Source organism: Micromonospora sp. NPDC005161, from assembly GCF_053599855.1.
In genome coordinates this window covers 212,034-231,425 of the sequence record NZ_JBSFYQ010000002.1, presented here as the reverse complement: position 1 = coordinate 231,425, position 19,392 = coordinate 212,034, and the positions used below count along the sequence as shown (strand labels likewise).

16 protein-coding genes are annotated in these 19,392 nt (G+C 70.9%); 8 read left to right on the top strand and 8 right to left on the bottom strand.

Going from position 1 to position 19,392, the window contains the following annotated elements:
• Window positions 1-23 precede the first annotated feature (23 nt).
• The 4 genes from ACWD5O_RS03215 (at window position 24) to ACWD5O_RS03200 (ending at window position 3,213) form a co-directional block, all read left to right on the top strand.
• Window positions 24-1,358: a glycosyltransferase 87 family protein gene (locus ACWD5O_RS03215; protein ID WP_450084459.1), complete on the top strand. Its 1,335-nt coding sequence runs from the start codon at window positions 24-26 to the stop codon at window positions 1,356-1,358.
• A gap of 41 nt (window positions 1,359-1,399) precedes the next feature.
• Window positions 1,400-2,032 carry a phosphoribosyltransferase gene (locus tag ACWD5O_RS03210; RefSeq protein ID WP_387324950.1) on the top strand — a complete coding sequence of 211 codons (633 nt, stop codon included), beginning with the start codon at window positions 1,400-1,402 and terminating at the stop codon, window positions 2,030-2,032.
• 19 nt (window positions 2,033-2,051) lie between these two features.
• Window positions 2,052-2,423: a TFIIB-type zinc ribbon-containing protein gene (locus ACWD5O_RS03205; protein WP_354967126.1), complete on the top strand. Its 372-nt coding sequence runs from the start codon at window positions 2,052-2,054 to the stop codon at window positions 2,421-2,423.
• 112 nt (window positions 2,424-2,535) lie between these two features.
• The gene (locus tag ACWD5O_RS03200) at window positions 2,536-3,213 is read left to right on the top strand and encodes a maleylpyruvate isomerase N-terminal domain-containing protein (protein WP_450004796.1); all 678 of its coding nucleotides are present in this window, start codon (window positions 2,536-2,538) and stop codon (window positions 3,211-3,213) included.
• A 19-nt stretch (window positions 3,214-3,232) separates the two neighbouring features.
• On the opposite strand, the gene ACWD5O_RS03195 is transcribed toward ACWD5O_RS03200, so the two are convergent.
• Window positions 3,233-5,926: a replicative DNA helicase gene (locus ACWD5O_RS03195; RefSeq protein ID WP_449936177.1), complete on the bottom strand. Its 2,694-nt coding sequence runs from the start codon at window positions 5,924-5,926 to the stop codon at window positions 3,233-3,235.
• Window positions 5,927-6,308: 382 nt separating this feature from the next.
• Here ACWD5O_RS03195 and ACWD5O_RS03190 point away from each other — a divergent pair, with 382 nt between their 5' ends.
• A complete protein-coding gene (locus tag ACWD5O_RS03190) occupies window positions 6,309-7,865 on the top strand; it encodes a hypothetical protein (protein ID WP_450084458.1) in 1,557 nt (518 codons plus the stop codon).
• Between the two features lie 81 nt (window positions 7,866-7,946).
• Here the strand turns inward: ACWD5O_RS03190 and rplI are convergent, their stop codons facing one another.
• The 4 genes from rplI to rpsF all read right to left on the bottom strand — a co-directional run bounded on the left by rplI (window position 7,947) and on the right by rpsF (window position 9,597).
• Complete coding sequence (rplI, locus tag ACWD5O_RS03185) at window positions 7,947-8,393, bottom strand: 50S ribosomal protein L9 (protein WP_354967121.1); 447 nt, start codon at window positions 8,391-8,393, stop codon at window positions 7,947-7,949.
• A gap of 14 nt (window positions 8,394-8,407) precedes the next feature.
• A complete protein-coding gene (gene rpsR, locus ACWD5O_RS03180) occupies window positions 8,408-8,647 on the bottom strand; it encodes a 30S ribosomal protein S18 (RefSeq protein ID WP_013289355.1) in 240 nt (79 codons plus the stop codon).
• Window positions 8,648-8,688: 41 nt separating this feature from the next.
• The gene (locus ACWD5O_RS03175; protein ID WP_172899022.1) at window positions 8,689-9,228 is read right to left on the bottom strand and encodes a single-stranded DNA-binding protein; all 540 of its coding nucleotides are present in this window, start codon (window positions 9,226-9,228) and stop codon (window positions 8,689-8,691) included.
• 78 nt (window positions 9,229-9,306) lie between these two features.
• On the bottom strand, window positions 9,307-9,597 hold the full coding sequence (gene rpsF, locus ACWD5O_RS03170) for a 30S ribosomal protein S6 (protein WP_074315517.1): 291 nt from the start codon (window positions 9,595-9,597) through the stop codon (window positions 9,307-9,309).
• A gap of 639 nt (window positions 9,598-10,236) precedes the next feature.
• On the opposite strand from rpsF, the gene ACWD5O_RS03165 reads away from it, so the two are divergent.
• A complete protein-coding gene (locus ACWD5O_RS03165; RefSeq protein ID WP_354967120.1) occupies window positions 10,237-11,028 on the top strand; it encodes a deoxyribonuclease IV in 792 nt (263 codons plus the stop codon).
• Window positions 11,025-13,346 carry a hypothetical protein gene (locus ACWD5O_RS03160; RefSeq protein ID WP_450084457.1) on the top strand — a complete coding sequence of 774 codons (2,322 nt, stop codon included), beginning with the start codon at window positions 11,025-11,027 and terminating at the stop codon, window positions 13,344-13,346. Before ACWD5O_RS03165 ends, ACWD5O_RS03160 begins: the two co-directional genes overlap by 4 nt.
• A 65-nt stretch (window positions 13,347-13,411) precedes the next feature.
• On the opposite strand, the gene ACWD5O_RS03155 is transcribed toward ACWD5O_RS03160, so the two are convergent.
• The 3 genes from ACWD5O_RS03155 to ACWD5O_RS03145 form a co-directional block, all read right to left on the bottom strand.
• Window positions 13,412-14,917: a glycosyltransferase family 87 protein gene (locus tag ACWD5O_RS03155; RefSeq protein ID WP_450084456.1), complete on the bottom strand. Its 1,506-nt coding sequence runs from the start codon at window positions 14,915-14,917 to the stop codon at window positions 13,412-13,414.
• Window positions 14,918-15,041: 124 nt separating this feature from the next.
• Entirely contained in the window at window positions 15,042-17,921 is a 2,880-nt protein-coding gene (locus ACWD5O_RS03150) for a transglycosylase domain-containing protein (RefSeq protein ID WP_450084455.1), read from the bottom strand.
• A 197-nt stretch (window positions 17,922-18,118) separates the two neighbouring features.
• Window positions 18,119-18,568 (bottom strand): DUF5318 domain-containing protein, encoded by a 450-nt coding sequence (locus ACWD5O_RS03145; RefSeq protein ID WP_387324926.1) that lies wholly within the window; start codon window positions 18,566-18,568, stop codon window positions 18,119-18,121.
• Window positions 18,569-18,743: 175 nt separating this feature from the next.
• Between ACWD5O_RS03145 and ACWD5O_RS03140 the strand changes: the two genes are divergently transcribed.
• The gene (locus ACWD5O_RS03140) at window positions 18,744-19,382 is read left to right on the top strand and encodes a PadR family transcriptional regulator (RefSeq protein ID WP_354967115.1); all 639 of its coding nucleotides are present in this window, start codon (window positions 18,744-18,746) and stop codon (window positions 19,380-19,382) included.
• Window positions 19,383-19,392 lie beyond the last annotated feature (10 nt).

The following is a 19,392-nucleotide window of genomic DNA, read 5'->3' as shown; positions in this document are numbered from 1 at the left end:
GGGGGTCTGCCAGACTGGCGCGCGTGACCGCCGACCACCCGACCGCCCTTCGCCGTCGCTGGCGGACGCTCGACACCGCCGCCGGCGGCCTCGCCCTCGACCTCGGTCTCTACGCCGTCTCGGCCGTCTTCGCCGCGATCACCGCGGTCACCTCGACGCTGCTGCCGCATCGGGCCTGGGGCGCGGTCGCCACCGTCGGCTACCTGATCGCCACACTGGCGGTGGTCGTCCAGCTCCACCTTCGCCGACGCGGCTCGGCCTCCCGGCTGGTCGGCCTGCCAGCCCGGTGGGCGGTCACCGGATTCGTCTGGGCGAGCACCGCCCTGCTGCCCGTGCTCTGGCAGAGCGTCGAGCGGGCCACCGGACGCACCGACCGGGCCCAGGAGGAGGTGCTGGTCGTGGAGCAGGCCGGGGCGCGCCTACTGGAGCACGGCACGCCGTACCTCGGACGCGACGCCATAGCCGCCCTGCCGCCCGCCGAGCAGCTGCTCGGCTACACGCCGTACCAGCCGGGCATGGCGATGTTCGGCCTGCCCAGAGCCCTGGTCGACGCCGCCTGGACCGATGCCCGGGTCTGGCTCGCGGTGGGCACCGCGCTGGCGCTCGCCCTGGCCGTGGCCGCCCTGCGCGCCGCCCACCGCGCACACCCCGCCGGCACGGACGACCGTCCGGGCGCCGCCCTGCTGCGGGGCGTACAGGCGGCCACCGTACTGCCGATCTGCACGCTCACCCTCGCCACCGGCGGCGACGACCTGCCCGTACTCGCGCTCTGCCTGCTCGCCCTCGCGCTCGCCGCCGCCGACCGGCCCGGCCGGGCCGGCCTCGCGGTCGGGCTCGCCGGCGCGCTGAAGTTGTTCGCCTGGCCGGTCGCCCTGGTCCTGATCGCGTGGGGGCTGACCCGGCGGGCCGGCACCCGGGTCGCCGCCGGCGCGATCGGGCTACCCGTGGCGACCCTGCTCCCGGCCCTGCTGGTCGACCGCGACGCGCTGACCGAGAACGTACTGCGCTTTCCGCTCGGCCACGGTCTGGTCACCAGCCCCGCGCAGTCCCCGTTCCCCGGCTATCTGATCGCCACCGCGCTGCCCGCCGGCCGGCTGATCGCCGCCGCGCTGCTGGTCGCGGCCGGCCTGGCCATCGCCGTCCGACTCGCCCGCCGCCCGCCGCGCACCGCCGTCGCCACCGCGCTGATCTGCGGGTACGGGCTGCTCGCCGCGATCGTCCTGATGCCCTCGACCCGCTTCGGCTACCTGCTGTACCCGCTGGCCCTGCTCACCTGGGCGCCCGCCCTGCACCGCACCACCGACTCGTCGACCGTCCCGGTGCCCGGCGAGCTGTCCGGTCGGACCACTTCGGCGTAACTGCCGGGCGGAGCGACGCGACAGGGCGTACACCTGAAGGCATGACCACGTACCGCGACCGGGCCGAGGCGGGCCAGGTGCTCGCCGATCGGCTCACCGCACTCATCGGCGAGCCGGACGTCGTCGTCCTCGGCCTGGTCCGCGGCGGCGTGCCGGTGGCCCGGGTCGTCGCCGAACGACTCGGCGCGCCACTGGACGTGCTGGTGGTCCGCAAACTCGGCATGCCGTGGGCCCGGGAGGTCGCCTTCGGCGCGCTCGGCCCGGGCGGCGTGCAGGTGCTCAACGAGGCGGTGGCCAGCCGGCTCAGCAGCGACGACATCGCCGAGGTCAACCACCGGGAGCAGACCGAGTTGGAGCGCCGGGAGCGGCTCTACCGGGGCGGCCGCCCTCCGCTGGACCTCGCCGGGCGGATCACGGTGATCGTCGACGACGGCCTGGCCACCGGCGCGACCGCGCGCGCCGCCGTCGAGGTCGTCCGCCGACTCGGCGCACGCCGGGTGGTGGTCGCGGTGCCGGTCGGCGCGCAGGAGGCGTACGAGCTACTGGCCGCCGAGGCCGACCAGGTCGTCTGCGCCCAGCGCCCGCAGGATTTCGGCGCGGTCAGCGTCTACTACGAGGACTTCCACGAGGTCCCCGACGAGGAGGTGATCGAGGCGCTTACGGCGACCGCGTGACTCGACCGGGTACCTTCGGATGATGAGTCTCACCTGTCCCAAGTGTCACGGAGAAATGCGTCAGTACGAGCGCAGCGGCGTCGTCATCGACCAGTGCGGGGAGTGCCGAGGCATTTTCCTCGACCGCGGCGAGCTTGAGAAGCTCTTCGAGGCGGAGGCCAACTGGAGCCGCCAGCAGGCCGGCACGCCGCCGCAGCCCGCTCAGCAGCCCGGGGGCTACCCACCGCCGCAGCACCAGCCCGGCTACGGTGCGGTCCCCCCGCCGCCACCGCCCCCGCCCGCCCACGGCTACCCGCCGGCGCCGGCTTACGGCGGCCAGCAGCACCACGGCTACCACGGCCACTACCGGCACAAGAAGCGCAAGGGCTTCCTCGACGAGATGTTCGGCTGAGCCGAGGTCAGCATCCCGCCCGGGCCGACCCGCGCGTCGGCCCGGGCGCTTCGCCCACCGCAACTGTCGCCGATGGTTGGCGGGCGGGAAGGTCCGTGCGAGGCTGCATCGCATGAGCGCGATTCGGCCGGCCGAGGCGCTGGCCCAGGCGTACGACGCGATCACCGGCGTGGTCGACGGCCGGGACGACGCGGACCTGCAACGACCCACCCGCTGCCAGGGCTGGCTCGTCGCGGACGTGCTCTTCCACGTGCTCGGCGACGCCCAGCGGGCCCTGGTCGCGCTGGCCAGCCCCGCCGACGGCCCCGCCGACGTGGACGACGTCAGCTACTGGCGCGGCTTTCCCTCCGGCGGCGGTGACGACGCCCGGCACGCCTGGTGGGTCCGCCGGTCGGCCGCCGCGTTCGACCGGCCGTCCGGCATCGTCCGGCTCTGGCGGGACACCGCCCCGGCGGCGGTCCGGGCCGCCGCCGCAGCCGACCCGACGGGGTACGTGACCACGCAGGGCCACGTGCTGCGGGTACCGGACTTCCTCGCCACCCTGACCACCGAGGCCATGGTGCATCACCTGGACCTGACGCTGGAACTGCCCGACGCGCCGCCGCCCGGCCCACTGGCGGTACGGGTCGCGGTGGCGACCATGGACGGCCTGATGAGCGACGACGCGGTCCGCCCCACGGCGTGGGACGACGAGGAGTTCCTGCTGAAGGCCACCGGGCGTCTCCCGCTCACCGACCGGGACCGGTTGGAGCTGGGCGAGTCGGCCGGCTGGTTCCCGCTGCTGGGCTGAGCGTCGGTGCTCGCGCCGGTCAGACGATGGCCATGTCGACGAAGCGCGAGAGGTGCAGCTGGGCCGCGACCGTCACCGTGTCGGTGGGGCCATTTCGGTGCTTGGCAATGATGAAATCCGCCTCGCCCGCGCGCGGCGACTCCTTGTCGTAGTAGTCGTCGCGGTGCAGCAGGATGACAACGTCGGCATCCTGCTCGATGGAGTTGTGGGTGGCGATCCCGTTCGCGATGAAGTTGTGCTTCCCCAGAACGGTAGCGTCGAACACCTCTCGCTCGCCGATGGACTCGATCGACACGATCGCGTCCCAGAAGATGTCGTTGGTGGCGTGCAGGTCCAGGTCTGCCGCATCGAGGACAGTAGCGATCTTGGCCAGGCGAGAGCGGCTGGGCGCGCGCTGCCAGAGGGCGCTGCCGCAGAATTGGGTGCCGATGGCCTCTGCGAACTCACGGTGGGTCATCCCCTGCTCTACCAGGATCTCTCGCACCCTGGTCCACACCTCTCGCGGCACGGTGTCGACGTTGGTATTGCTCTCCGTCGACTCCAGCGCGGCGAGTAGTTCAGCGCAGCCCTCTGACCGCTGCCCATGAACGCCGATCTCGCGCAGGAACCGTAGTTGGTCGTCCCGACCGGAGATGTCGAGCGTGTACTGCGGTCGGTGCCCCACCACAGGCACGACCTTCAGTCGAGCGGTGATGCCGTACCTGAGGAGTAGTCGGGAGATGTCCTCGAGCATGCGGCGGCTCGTGGACGCGAAGTAGACACGGCCGCCGCGACCCGAACGGTTCACGGTGACCGAGCCATCCGTGGCCCACAGGTGTCGCAGGAAAGTGGTGACCTGCTCCTTGGGCAGGTTGAACATGGCGGCGGGAAGGAACTTCTCGTGCGACCTGAGGCCGAAGAGGCCGAGCTCGTCCAGCCAGGCCGCGATGGGATTGCGCCGACCGCGGGCCAGCCGATAGGGCGCGGGCAGGCGGAGGGTGGTAACCCTCGCCGCCGCGTAGTCATCCCGGACAGCGGAGATCCCAAAGTGTTTCGCCGCTTCCATGACGGCCTGCAGGTTCAGTTCGTCGCGACTGGCGTATCGAATCGGTTGACGCCGCACGAAGGAACCGTCGCCCAGCAGGTGTGCCAACATCACGAGCTCCGCGTCGACCCACGGGCGAATGGTCATCGGGGGCGGTAGGTGGCGCGGTGTGGCGATGCGGTCCCCCTCCGACAGTTCACCCAGAGGCACCCACCCGGTGAACGCCAGGAAGGGGTGGTTGGCCGTCGCGTCGATCTGCTTACCTGATGCGAGGGTCAGCCGGAACACCTCACGTGTGCCGCTGGGAAAGACGTGCGTCATGGTGCGGGGGGTGTAGCGCAGGCTCTCATCGAGCGCCCAGACCGGGATGTCCTTTGCGCCGTCAGCCAACAACTCACCGAGAGTGATCTCGGCGTTGTTATCCGCGCGCACCACCCGGGTCTCCGCGGTCAGGCAACCCGATTCGCGCAGGTCGGACAACTGGGGGCGCTTGTCGGTGCGCTGCTCGGGGCCGCGGTTGAGCTGGCTGACCGCGATGACCGGGCACTCGACCTCCTTGGCCAGCAGTTTGAGGCCACGGGAGAGGTCGGCGACCTCCTGCTGCCGACTCTCGGTGCGCTTCGGCGAGGTCATCAGCTGGAGGTAGTCGACCACAATCATCTTGAGGTCGTGCCGCTGCTTGAGCCGGCGGGCCTTGGCCCGGATCTCCATCAGGTTCATGCTCGGCGTGTCGTCGACGAAGAGCGGCGCCTCGCTGATCTCGCCCATGCACCGGGCCAGCTTGGTCCAGTCGTCGTCGGAGAGCTGCCCGCTGCGCAGCACGTGCAGCGGCACCCGCGCCTCGGCGGAGAGCAGTCGCATGACGATCTCGACCTTGCTCATTTCCAGCGAGAAGATGGCGGCCGCCTGGTTGGCGCGGATAGCGGCATTCCGGGCAAAGTCCATGCTTGCGGTCGATTTGCCCAAACCAGGCCTTCCGGCCACGATAATGAGCTGCCCGGCGTGCAGGCCGTTGAGCAGCCGGTCCAGGTCGGTGAAGCCGGTCGGGACGCCGGTCATCATCCCGCCCTGCGCGCCCACCGCCTCAATCTCGTCCAGCGTCGGCTGCAACATGTCCGCCAGGACCGCGAAGTCCTCGCTGACCCGACGTTCCGTGACGTCGTAGACGGCCTGCTGGGCGAGGTCCACGATGTCGTCGACGTCGCGGCTGCCGCCGTTGGCGGTGCCGTAACCCAACTGCACGATCTTGGTGCCGGCCTCGACCAGCCGGCGCAGCACCGCCCGCTCGCTGACGATCCGCGCGTAGTAGGCGGCGTTCGCGGCGGTGGGCACGCTGGCGATGAGGGTGTGCAGGTAGGGCGCACCGCCGATGCGTACCAGATCGCCGGAGTCGGCGAGGGCCGCCGCCACGGTGATCGAGTCGGCCGGCTCACCCCGGCCGTAGATGTCCAGGATGATGTCGAAGATGGTGGCGTGCACCGGCCGGTAGAAGTCGTTGGTCTTCAGGATCTCGACGACGTCGGCGATGGCGTCCTTGGAGAGCAGCATGCCGCCGAGGACGCACTGCTCGGCTGCGACATCCTGGGGCGGGGTCTTGTCGAACTGGCCGTCGCGCTGCGCAGGCGGCTGGCCGCCGGAGCGTGGCTCCGCCCGCATGTCGTCGGTGACCGACACGGGTCCCCCCTCCACTGCGCCGGATCCGGTTCCAGCTCTATCGCCTCGGTACGACAATTCCGCCCGACCGGGCCGGTCGATCGGGGGCCATCGCGCCGGCGGTCGAGGGCCAACCATACGGACCGCGAGGTCAGCGACTCAACAGCGGCGGTGGACGAGCCTCGGGACAACCTGTGGATGTCGTGGACGAGCATGTGCGCAGCGTGTGCACAGCCTGTGGACAACGCTTGGGGAATTCCGGGCCATACCTCGTTGACCTGCGGATATGCGGTCCCCAGCCTGTGGAGGAGAATATTTCGGTCGGGCCTGTGACACGATCGTCCCGTACTATCTCCAGCGAACGGCTACACCTGGACAGCGGATTACGCTTTCGGTTCAGAAGGGTCACACTCCGGCCGTGAGTTACCGGGACTGGGGACGCGGGGAGGGCAGCCCGCGCGAGCGCCAGCCGACCGCCTCGTGGGGTGAGCGCGTGCCACCCCTTCCGGTCGACCCGTACGACGAGGACGGGCGCTATCGCACCTCCAGCCGTCGGCGTGCACTGGATCGGGGGCAGGACGAGCCGGTCGACGCCTACCTGCCCCGGTGGGCACTGGAGTCGGGGGTCCGGCACGCGGACGGCGGTGGCCGTCACGCCGCCCCGGATGACGACGAGGCCGAGCCCGAGCTGCCGGGTTCCGGAGCCGGCTGGCGGGCCAGCGAGACGACGAGCACCCGGCGGCTGGTCAGTGAGACGGGTTGGCGGGAGCGACCGGCGATCGGCGCGGCGCCCGACTCGGACCACACCCGGGAGTGGACGCTCGACCGTCCACAGGAGCAGGGGTACGCCGGCCGCCGGCGTGCCGACTCGACGGAGGAGGAGCCGGTCTCCGGCGCGGTCCCGGACCGCCGTCCCCGGCGTGCGCCCGCTGGCCGCCCGCAGGTGATCTGGTCCGGCGGTGACCTGGAGCCCGCCCCGGCCGAGCCGGTGCCCCGCTGGGAAACGGAGCGGCCCACCCGGCGCAGCCGTCGTGCGGAGGAGTCTTGGACCCGTCCGGCGGCCGACCCGTGGGAGCGCGGATCCGACCCTGCGCCCGAGCCCGACCCGTCGTACGCGCCGGCGGTGGACCCGTGGGACGCCTCGGGCGTGCACGCGTGGCCGCCGGTGGCCGAGGCGGACGGCACGGACCTGAGTGGGCAGTGGGCGCAGGCGGAGAGCATCGGTGGTTGGGAACGGTCCGACCGCACCGGCCAGTGGGAGCGGTCCGCGGTCGAGGACGACCAGTGGGACCGGACGCTGGCGCCGCGCTCCGACCGGTCGGTGGCGGCCGAGGGTTGGCCGCCGAGCGGGGACGACCGGTTCTGGTCCGGCACTCGGCTGGCCGGTGACGACCCACGCTGGATGGATCTGTCGACGTCGGCACCCCGGTCACCGGTGGTGGGTTACACCGCCCCTCGCCCGCGGAGCGCTCCCGTACCGCGTGGTGCTCCCGTACCCCGTGGTGGTGGGCCACGACGTCGGGTGGACCAACCGCCGGTGGGGGTGGCCTCGGTGCGCCGGCGGGTCGAGTCCGTGGCGACGGGCGGCTGGGCGCGGCGCCTGGAGGACGACCTGCTGGACCCGGATCCTGGTGGGTCCATCCGGCCGCTGCTGTACACCGCCGCCTGTTACCTGTTGCCGGCGGTGCTGGTCTTCGTCTGGTTGCTGACCCTGGACAGCCAGGCACCGGCCGGGTGCGTCACCGACATCAGCGGAGGCGGGTGCGACTCGCCCCGGTCGCGTGCGTTGGAGTCGCTGCTCGCTGGCTCGCCCCGCTTCGGGCTGGCGCTGGTGAGCAGTCTGGTGGTGGCGGCGCTGCTGCGTCGGGTCGGTACGACGTGGCGCTCGGCCACCATCGCGCTCGCCGCCGCGGTGGTGGGCGGGGGCCTTTCCACGGTGTTGATCAGCGCGGTGACCGGTCAGGCGATCGGCTGACCGGGCGCGGGCCCGACGACGGTACGCACGAGGGCCCGCACCGATCGCTCGGCACGGGCCCTCGTGGTGGTGTCGCTGGTGTCAGCCCTGAACGACGTTCAGGTTGAACGACGCGGTCACCTCGGGGTGCAGCTTGATCTTCACCGGGTAGGTGCCGGTCGACTTGATGTGACCCGGCACCTCCAGCCGGCGTCGGTCGAGGACCGGGCCACCGGAGGCCTTGACGGCGTCGACGATCTCGGCCGAAGTGACCGAGCCGAAGAGCCGACCGCCGTCGCCGGCGCGGGCCTTCATGTTGACCTTGAGACCCTCGAGCTGACCCTTGACCTCGTTCGCGTGGTCGAGGTCGCGGATCTCGCGGGCCGAGCGGGCCCGCTTGATGACCGTGACCTGCTTTTCCGCGCCCTTGGTCCAGGCGATCGCGAAGCCCTGCGGCAGCAGGTAGTTACGGCCGAAGCCGTCCTTGACCTCGACGATGTCGCCCGGGGCACCGAGGCCGGACACTTCCTGAGTCAGGATGATCTTCATATCGGTGCCTCCTCTCAGCGGGTGGTAGCCGTGTACGGCAGGAGCGCCATCTCACGGGCGTTCTTGACCGCACGGGCGATCTGCCGCTGCTGCTGCGAGGTCACGCCGGTCACCCGTCGAGCGCGGATCTTGCCGCGGTCGGAGATGAACTTGCGCAGCAGCGCGGTGTCCTTGTAATCGATGTAGGTGATCCCGTCCTTGTCGAGCGGGTTCACCTTCTTCTTCGGCTTGCGAAGTGCCGCAGCCTTGGCCATTGCTCGTGCTCCTGGTTTGCGATCGCGGGCGCTCGGCGCCATTAGAACGGGGGCTCCTCGTCGAAGTTGCCGCCCGAACCGGCACGCGCGGGAGAGGGTGCGGCCGAAGCCCAGGGGTCGTCGAAGTTGCCTCCGCCGCCACCCTGACCACCACCGCCGCCGCTACCGCCACCGAAGCCGCCGCCGCCACCGCCGGAGCGGGACATCTTCTGCACCTTCGCCGTGGCGTAGCGCAGCGACGGGCCGATCTCGTCGACCTCAAGCTCGATGACGGTGCGCTTCTCACCCTCGCGGGTCTCGTAGGACCGCTGCCGGAGCCGGCCCGACACGATCACCCGAGCGCCACGCTGCAGCGACTCGGCGACGTGCTCGGCGGCCTGCCGCCACACGGTGCAAGCGAGGAACAGCGGCTCGCCGTCCTTCCACTCGCCCGACGCCTTGTCCATGAAACGGGGCGTCGAGGCGACTCGGAACTTGGCGACCGCCGCCCCGGAGGGGGTGAACCGCAACTCGGGGTCATCGGTCAGATTGCCGATGACCGTGATGGTGGTGTCTCCTGCCATGACCATCTCCTCGCGCACTCAGCGTCTCGTCGCACAGGCTCCCAGAGCCGTATGACAGAGCCGCGGAGGCTGATCCGGGCGAACCGGGTTGAATGCTTAGCGCATCTCCGGCCGGATGACCTTGGTGCGCAGCACGGACTCGTTGAGCCGGAGCTGACGGTCCAGCTCGGCCACCGCGGCAGGCGTGGCCTGCAGGTCGACGACGGCGTAAATGCCCTCGGCCTTTTTGTTGATCTCGTACGCGAGGCGCCGGCGGCCCCACACGTCGGTCTTCTCAACCGAGCCACCCGCGGTCCGGATCACGTTCAGGTACGTGTCGAGCGACGGGGCGACGGTGCGTTCCTCGAGGCTGGGGTCGAGGATCACCATTACTTCGTAATGACGCAAGACGTGCTCACCTCCTGTGGGCTAAGCGGCCACGGTCCTTCCGTGGCAGGAGGTCGTGCGTCGCTGCCCGCACGTACCGGGGGAACCCGGCCGGACGCGGACAACCTGACCAGGATACCCGGTCCGAACGATCATGCCTGTGGTGGTGGGGCCAGCGCCCGGACGTGCCGACGGGGGCCCACCGTCCGACCGTCACCGGCCGGTGGTGGACCCCCGTCAACGAGGCCGCGGGGCGTCCCGTCCGCATTCCTTGGGTGGGACCTGGGGAGGAACGACCACACCGATGAGGTTGGACCGAAGACGCCCCGCGGAGCTTTATCGTGTTGTTATCTGACGATACAACGGCTCTCGTACCTTGTCGGGGGGAAAAGCACAAATTTCCGAGATTCTTCATCGGTCGGATCTGATGTGCCCGGGGGGCCGCCCCCGCCACGCCGGGCCGCGCGGCGGGGGGTGACCTCGTTGTCGGTCCGTCGACCACCGGTTGCCGTACGCGGCGGTCACGCCATCGACGGCACCGGCGCTGGCCGCCGACTCAATCCCATCAACGATCGTCGGTCCGTTCGGTGACGCCGTCGACGGCGACACCGCACCGGCCGGTCGCCCCACCCGTCGGGGTCGCGACGTAGGCTCGCTCGCATGCGTATCGGAGCCCACGTCGATTCGACCGACCCGCTGACGGAGGCGACCGCCCGGTCCGCCGACACCGTGCAGTTCTTCCTCTCCGACCCGCAGGGGTGGAAGGCGCCCAAGCCCCGGGAGGACGCCGAACGGCTGCGCGCCGCCGAGGTCGACCTGTACGTGCACGCGCCGTACGTCATCAACGTGGCCACCCTCAACAACCGCATCCGGATCCCCAGCCGCAAGCTGCTGCTCGGGCACGCGAACGCGGCCGCCGCGATCGGCGCGAAGGGCCTGATCGTCCACGGCGGGCACGTCAACGCCGGGGACGACCTGGCCGTGGGCTTCGACAACTGGCGCAAGACATTCGCGTACGCGGCCGACTCCGGCGGCTTCGGCGTCCCCGTCCTGATCGAGAACACCGCCGGCGGCGACAACGCGTGCGCCCGTCGACTGGACGCGCTGGCCCGCCTCTGGGACGCCATCGGCGACCACGAGGTCGGCTTCTGCCTGGACACCTGCCACGCGTACGCCGGCGGCGAGGAACTGCTCGGCCTGGTCGACCGGGTCAAGGCGATCACCGGGCGGATCGACCTGGTGCACGCCAACAACTCCAAGGGCGCCTTCAACTCCGGCCAGGACCGGCACGACAACCTGGACGGCGGGACGATCGACCCGGAGCTGGTGGTGGCGGTGATCCGCGCTGCCGGCGCGCCGGTGGTCGTCGAGACACCGGGCGGTGTCGCCGGCCAGGCCGCCGACATCGACTTCCTCCGCCAGCAGCTCGGGACGGAGAGCACGGCAGCATGACGACCGGCCAGCCCGGGACCGGAAGCGCCCGGCCCACCCCCACCGGGGACGCCCGGATCCGGCCCGCGATCCCGGCCGCCGCCGGCACCCCCACCCCGGCGGCGCGCGCCGCCACGGCCTCCGACACCACGACCGCCGCCGCCGGCACGGACCATGCGGTCAGCGGCGACGGTACGAGAGCCAGCATCGTCACCAACGACGGTACGAGAGCCGCCACCGCCAGGGACGACGACCCGAAGCCCGGCTCCACGAAGCACGACGGCCCCGAGCCCGGCTCGGCCGGGAACAGCGCGGTCGAGGACAGCGCGGCCGAGGACAGCGCGGCCGAGGACAGCGCGGCCGAGGACAGTAAGGCCAAGCCCGGCGCGGCTACGGGCGGTGCGGAGAAGGATGGTGCCGTCAAGGACCGCGCGGGCAAGGACGGTGCGGAGAAGGACAGTGCCGCCGAAGGCGATCCGGCCGAGAGCGGCGACGCAGCCAAGGGCGGGAAGGCCGGCGAACCAGACGGTCCGGTGAAGGTCGACGGTGAGGCGAAGTCGGCGGGATCCGAGCGCTGGGAGGCGTTCGCCTCCGCGCCGGAGCCGGTGCCCTCCCGGCTCAGCCGGTCGGCCCGCGCCGTCGGCCGGTACCTGATCCACGAGTGGACCCTGGCAAGCCTCGGCGCGCTGGCGCTGGCCGTGCTGATGACCTGGCCGACGCTGCGCTACCCGCGCTACACCCTCCCGCAGGACTACTGGGACCCGAGCCTGCAGGCGTGGCAGATGGCCTGGTCCGGGCACATCCTGCTGACCGAGCCGGCGCGCCTGTGGCAGTCCAACACGTTCTTCCCCGAGCTGTGGAGCTTCGCGTTCTCCGACACGCTGCTCGGCTACGCCCCGGCCGGCATGCTCGGCAGCGGCCCCGAGGACGCGGTGCTGCGCTACAACATCATGTTCGTGCTGGCGCACGCGCTCGCCACGCTGGGGGCGTACGCGCTGGCCCGGCAGCTCGGCGCGGGCCGGATCGGCGCCGCGGTCGCCGGCGTCGCCTACACCTACGCGCCGTGGTTGCTGGCCCAGGCCGGGCACCTGCACGTGCTCTCCAACGGCGGGATCCCGCTGGCGTTGGCCATGCTGGCGCGTGGGCACGGCTGGTCGCTGCGGCACGGCTACCGGCCCGAGCGCCGGCACGACGGCTGGGTCTACGCCGGCTGGCTGGTGGCGGCCTGGCAACTCAGCCTCGGCTTCGGCATCGGTCTGCCGTTCGCGTACTTCCTGGCCTGCGCGGTGCTGGTCGCGGCCGTCCTGTTCTACGCGCGGCGACTCCGCACCGGCCAGGCCCTGCCGTTCGGCCGCCGGCTGCTGGTCGCCGACGTGGTCGGCGGGCTGCTCTTCGCCGGGGTGGGTCTGCTGATGGCGATCCCGTACTTCAGGGTGACCGAGCTGCATCCGTACGCCGAGCGCACCATCGGTGACATCAGCATCTTCTCGCCGCCGGCGTCCGGCTTCGTGACCGCGCCCGCGGAGTCGCGGATCTGGGGCGGGCTGCACGAGGGCGCCCGAGCGGCGCTGCCGTGGCATCCGGAGATGACCCTGCTGCCGGGCTTCGTGCTGTACGCGTTGGCCGCCGGCGGGCTGTTCTTCTCGGTCTGGCGGCTGCGGCACCGGCTGCTGCTACTCGCCGGGGTTCTGCTGACGATGGCCTTCGCGATGGGCACCCGCTTCTTCGACGGCGCCTTCACCTACGTTCCGCTGTTCGAGCACGCACCCGGCTGGAACGCGCTGCGTACCCCGGGGCGTTTGATGCTCTGGACCACCCTGCTGCTCGCCCTGCTCGCCGCGGGCGCGGTCACCGCCCTCACCGAACGGGTCCGCGAGCTGGCCGCGCAGCGGATCCCGTCCTGGCCGGGGCCGTGGCTGCGCCTGGCCACCCTGCTGCCGCTGCTGCTGGTCACCGTGGAGGGCCTGAACACCACCCCGCATCCGGTGGTGCCGACCCAGCCGGCCGCGCTGCGCACGGTGGAGGGGCCGCTGCTGGTGCTACCCAGCAACCAGAGCCTGGACCAGCACGTGATGCTCTGGTCCACCAGCGGATTCCCGGACGTGGTGAACGGCGGCAGCGGCTTCACTCCGCGCCAGCTCGACGACGTTCGCCGGGTGACCCAGTCGTTCCCCGACCAGACCAGCGTCGACTACCTGCGCACGTTCGGCGTCCGCACTGTGGTGCTGCTGCGCGGGCAGGTCGCCGGGACGCCGTGGGAGATCACGATCGACGCCCCGGTCGATCTGCTCGGCATCACCCGACAGGAGATCGACGGCGCGGTGGTCTACCGGCTCTGACGCAGCTGGCTTCTGGGGCGGGTTTGCGGGGAGCCAGCCCGGCTCCGGGCCGTCGGGCTTGTGGATCAGGTGATGGTCGCGGGTTCGGGTGCGGGCTTGTTGATCGTGGTTCGGCGCCAGCGGTCCAGCCAGGGGGCATCCGGTGCGCCGTCGAGCACGCCGCCGTCCGGATCGTCGGCATAGGTGGCCCGCACCGCGTCCCGCTCGGGATGCAGAATCTCCCGGATGACCAGTACGCAGAGCACCACCACGGTGGCCAGCCGCAGCGTCGAGGCCAGCACGAACACCCCTTCCGGGAAGACCGGGCGGCTGGTCGCCGCGCCGAGCAGCTCGCCGTAGAAGGCGACGAAGTAGCAGACCTCGGCGAACTGCCAGGCCAGGATGGCCCCCCACTTCGGTCGGGCCAGCACCACCAGTGGCAGCAGCCAGAGCACGAACTGCTGGGACCAGACCTTGCTGAAGATGAGGAACGCGGCGACGACCAGGAAGGCGAGCTGGGCGAGCCGCGGTCGGCGGGGCGCCCGCAGCGCCAGGACCGCCACGCCGAGGCAGGCCAGCCCGAACAGGGCGTACGAGACAGTGTTGAGGGTCGGGATGTTGGCGTTCAGCCACTCGAACGGGCCGAGCCGGGCGGGGTCGCCACCGACCTTGCCGTCGAGGTAGCGCCCGATGTACCAGAGCGTGCCCCAGTCGATGGGCCGGGTGCTGTTCAGCTCGAAGAACCGGTCCCAGTTCTCCCGATACGCCAGCGCGGGGGGCAGGTTCACCAGTACCAGGGCGGCGAGGGCGCTCCCGACCGCGATGAGCGCGGCGCGCAGCTGGGCGGCCCGCAGCGCCAGGATGAGGATCGGCCCCAACAGGAACAGCGGCCAGAGCTTCGCCGCGCCGGCGAGGCCGAGCAGCACTCCGGCCACCGCCGGTCGTTTCCGGGCCCAGGCCAGCAGGCCGAACGCGGCCAGCCCGATGGCGAGCAGGTCCCAGTTGACGGTTGCGGTGAGCAGCAGCGCCGGGGCGAGCGCGAACAACGCGGCGTCCCAGGGTCGTCGACGGCGCAGCGCAAGGATCACCGCCACCGTGGCCACCGCGAGCGCGCCCAGCACCAGGGCGTTGAGGTTGTAGAACCACTGGCCCTGGTTGATGCTCGGGTCGCCGTCGCCGAGGGCGTGCACCGGCAGGCCCAGCGCCCCCATGAAGTAGCCGGTCAGCACCGGGTATTCGACCGGGTGGTCACGGTAGGGCACCTTGCCCTCGTTGAGCCCCTCGGCGTAGTAGAGGGCGAGCACGTCGGTGTAGCAGAACCGGGTGTACTGCTCGTTGTCCTGCCAGGCGCCGTCCTGGCACGGCGACTTCTGCACCCAGTGCAGAGCGAGCGTGAGGCAGACCAGTGCCAGCACGATCCGGACTGCGGTCCAGAACCGCCGCTCCCCACCGGCCGGCCGGTCCAGTGCCGTCGCGTGGTCGCCCAGGGGCCCACCGATCATGCCGGAGATGCCGCGGACGAACCCGTCGGAGCGGGACGGGTGGTCGGTGGTTCCGGCGTCGTCGATGCCGGGCGTCGACTGGGTGCTCATGAAGAGGCATCCTGCCGTACGACCGGGGTGCGCGTCCCGTCCCGGCGCGCGGATCCGGGTACGGAAACGCCGTCGCCGGCCGGACAGGTCGTCCGGCCGGCGGCGGCGTCGTGCAGCGCTGCGGTCAGTCCCGGTTTGTCGGTGGCAGGCTGGGCAGCAGCCCGCCGCCGTTGCCGCCTGTTCCAGGCCGGCCTGGATCGTTCGGGTTGTTGCCACCGTTGTTGCCGTCGGTGCGCGGGCAGAACGGGTTGGTCAGCGGGTCACAGGCGGGCTGGCCGGGCAGGCCCGGCAAGCCACCCGGGGGCGGCGGGGGCGGAGGCGGCGCCTCACCGTTGCCGGATTCCGGGTCGCCGATGTTCGCCGCTGGCGGGAAGTCGACCTTCTCCTTGTCCTTCAGCGCCTCGTCCATGAACCGCTCCCAGATGTCACCGGGAAGGTTTCCGCCGCTGACCTTGCGACCGTCCTTGAGCTTGAGTGCCTTCCGGTCCTTTACGTTGCCCACCCATACGGCGGTGGCCAACTGCGGCGTGTAGCCGATCATCCAGGCGTCGCCGTTGTCCTCGCTGTCGCCCCTGAGTTCCCAGGTGCCAGTCTTGGAGGCGGCCTTGCGGCCGTCGTCGAGGCGGTGGTTGACGGCGGCCGGGTAGTCCTTCAGCACCGACGTCACGTCGGCCACCACGTCCTTGTCGATGCGCGGCTGGGAGTCGAGCTTCTCGCTGCCCTTGGCGACCTTTTCCCACTTGCCGGTGTTCGGGTTCTGCTTCTCCACCGAGTAGAGGAAGTGTGCCTTGTTGTAGACGCCCCCGTTGGCGAAGGTAGCCACACCGTTTGCGTGGTCCAGCACCGTGATCGGGTACTGGCCGTAGCCGACCACGTTGAAGAACGGCTCCGGGGTGATCTTCTTCGGGTCGGCCTTGGTCAGGTCGTACGCCTTAGCCGGGTTGGTGTCGGTGCGCCACATGGTGGTGACGCCGGCCTGCTTGGCCATGTCGACGACCTTGTCCGCGCCGATCTCCTCGGTGACGTGGTAGAACGGCACGTTCAGCGACTTGAGCGTGGACGTTCGCAGCGTGCAGGAGTTGTGGCAACTCGGGTCGTCGGTGCCGGCGTTGCTGACCTTGAACTCGGTGCCCTCCGGGGTGAAGGCCTTGCCTTTCCAGCGGGACTCGAGGGCCTTGTCGGCCTTGAGCGCGGCCGCCAGAGTGTAGATCTTGAAGCTCGATCCGGGCGAGTGGCCGCCGCTGATCGCCCCGGTGGAGTCGGTGTTCTTGCCGGCGTAGTCGGTGCCGGTGCCGTTGTCACCGCCGTAGTACGCGAGCACCCGACCGTTCTTCGGGTCGACAGCGACCACCGCGGCCATCAGGTTGCTCGGCTGACCCGCCAGCTCGGAGCCCTTGGTCTTGCGCTGGGCCGTCTCGACCGCGGCCTTCTGGATCTTGGTGTCGATGGTGGTGCGGATCCGGTAACCGCCGGCCATCAGCGCCTGGGAGCAGAGCGGCTTGGCTTCGGTCACCAGCGTCTCCTTGTCGACGCAGATACCCCTGTCCCGCATCTCTTCCCGGACGTAGTTGATCACGTTGCCGTACGGGGTGTCGACGCCGAAGTCGATCCCGATGCCGCCCTTCTTCTGGGCCTTGATGTTCTTCGGGTACGCGACGGGCCGCTCCGGCTTGCCGGCAACGCCCAGCCAGCCCTCCTTGACCATGCCGTCGATCACGTAGTTCCAGCGATCCTGGGCGGCGGTCGGGTTGATCGCCGGGTCGTACCCCTGGTGGGTGGCGCTCGGTTCCGGTTGCTTGATCAGAGCGGCGAGCACCGCGCCCTCGTCGGGCTTGAGGTCCTTCACCGACTTGCCGAAGTAGGTCTGCGCCGCCGCCTCGATGCCGTACGCGCCTCGGCCGAAGTAGATCACGTTGAGGTAGTGCTGCATGATCTGCGGCTTGGTGTACTCGTCGTTGAGCTTGGAGGCGAGAATCGCCTCCTTCACCTTCCGGGCGTAGGTGTCGTCCTTCAGGTTGTCGTAGGCGTTGCGCGCGTACTGCTGGGTGATGGTGGAGGCACCCTGCTTGTCGCCGCCGGAGAGGTTGTTCCAGCCGGCCCGGGCGATGCCCTTGTAGTCCACACCGGAGTGCCGGTAGAAGTTCCGGTCCTCGGCGGCGGCCACCGCGTTCTGCACCCACTCGGGAATCTGGTCGATGGTGACCAGGGTGCGGTTCTGATCGCCCACCTTGGCGATGGGGGTCTTGTTGTCGAACGCGTACAGGGTGGTCGCCTGCGGCGGGGTGATCTCGTCGGGCAGCACCACGTTGGTCGAGTAGTAGGTGAACCCGACCACGCCGACGCCGGCGAGCATGATGAAGACCGCGAACCCGGCGATCAGCAGGTTGATCCGCTTGCGCTTCTTCGCCCGGGCCGCCGCACCGGGGTCACCCGGACCACGGCCGCCCCGGCCACCGCGACCCGGACCGTTCGGCCCGCCAGGCCCACCGGGGCCACCCGGGCCGCCGGAGACCGGTGAGACGCTCGCCCGGGCGACCGCGGCCCGGCCACCCACGGATGCCGACCCGACACTGGCCCGGCCCGCCGAGGCGGCGCCGACGGACGCGGCGCCGACCGTGGCCCGACCGGCCGGCGCGCCCGGCGCCGGGGACACGGGCACCGAGGCCCGGCCCGCGCCGGCACGACCGGCGGCCACGCCGGGTGCCGGCGACACCGGCACCGACGCCCGCCCGGCCCGGCGCGGCGCGGCCGAACCCACCGAGGCGGATCCGGCGCGCGGTGGCACCGCCGCCGAGGCACCCACCGAGGCACGCCCACCGGCGGCCCGCGGTGTCACCGAGGCGCGACCGGGAGACGCTGCCGGCTCCGGGGCGGACCATCCGCTCCCGCGGGAGTCGCCACCGGATCGGCGGTACGCGTCGTCCGCGCCCGGTCCGGGGTCGCCGTCCGGGCCCGGGTACTGGGCACGCCCGCGCGCAGAACTGGGATCGCCGTACGAGTTCATTCCTCACACCCTGCCGGTCGCGGTGGGGCGCCACTGCGCCGCCACCGGGTTGCCGTGAGTTGCTTCACTCGGGACGCCGGCACGGGGGTGCCGGTTCACCGGGGTCATTGCAGTATCAATCGGGCCAATCAGACCAACGAGCGGTCGACCGTCCCGGGTAACGTCTACGGCCCCGGGGCCGGTCGAACCAGCTGAGATCACCGTTGCGCCTCTCGCCTCCGCCGGCCGGCGCCACCGGCGCCCGCCGCGTCCTGCTCACTGGTGCCGTCGACCTCGCCGGTGAGACCGTCCCGACCGAGCAGGTACTGCTCGACGAGATGGTTCCAGTCACAGCCGAGGCACACCTCCACCACGAAGACCTGGAACTCACGCAGCGTCATCGCCAGCACGGGCAGCTCGGCCAGTGTCCGCGCCTGACCGGCGGACTGCTTGAGTTCGTCACCGTAAATGTAGTGGACGAGTGTCAGGTTCTCACTGCGGCAGATCGGGCAGCGCCGGTCGGTCGGTTCGCCGTGGAACCGAGCGGCGTTCTTCAGGTACGGCGACGCGTCGCAGACGTCGTACGTGCCGACCCGGCCGGCCAGGAGCTCACGCAGCACCGCTCGCTTCTGGAGCGAGTAGTCGACGACCTGGCGCTGCGTACGCATGCGGAGAAGGGTACGCGGTCCGGCCCGACCAGGCGACCACGGTAACGATCCGTGACGACAGCATCCCGGAATGAGGGTTTGCCCTGGCATCCGCGACCCGCTAACGTGCGATGTATCGGTCCGATACATCGCGGCGGTTACCACTCCGTGCCGGGGGTAAAGAGAGGGTGGCGCAGTGCTCGAGTTCGCCATCCTCGGCCTCCTGCAGGAGTCTCCGATGCACGGCTATGAGCTGCGCAAAGAGCTGACCGCCAAACTCGGTGCGATCCGGGCGGCGATCAGCTACGGCTCGCTCTACCCGACCCTACGCAGGTTGCAGGCGGCGGGATGGATCACCGAAGCCGCCGAGACACCCGCCACCGCCGAGGAGGTTCCCGCGCTGACCAGCCGACGAGGTCGGGTGGTCTACAAAATCACCGCGGAAGGCAAGGAACGCTTCGCCCAGCTGATCGCGCAGGCCGGGCCCGAGACGTACGACGACACGGGCTTCGGAGTGCACTTCGCGTTCTTCGCCCGGACCGACCAGGCGACCCGACTGCGCATCCTGGAGGGTCGCCGCCGCAAGATCGAGGAACGTCGCGAAGGACTTCGTGACGTGCTGGGCCGGGCGGCCGAGCGCCTCGACGCTTACACCCTGGAACTGCAGCGCCACGGCCTTGACGCCTGTGAGCGTGAGGTCCGCTGGCTGGAGGAGCTCATCGCCAACGAGCGCTCCGGCCGAGCCCCGACGGTCCCGCACATCGGGACGGCCGGTGGCCGACGAGAAGACAACAGCCCGCCTCCGCCTGGAGAGACCAGGAAAGAGCGGCCGTGACAGAAAAGAA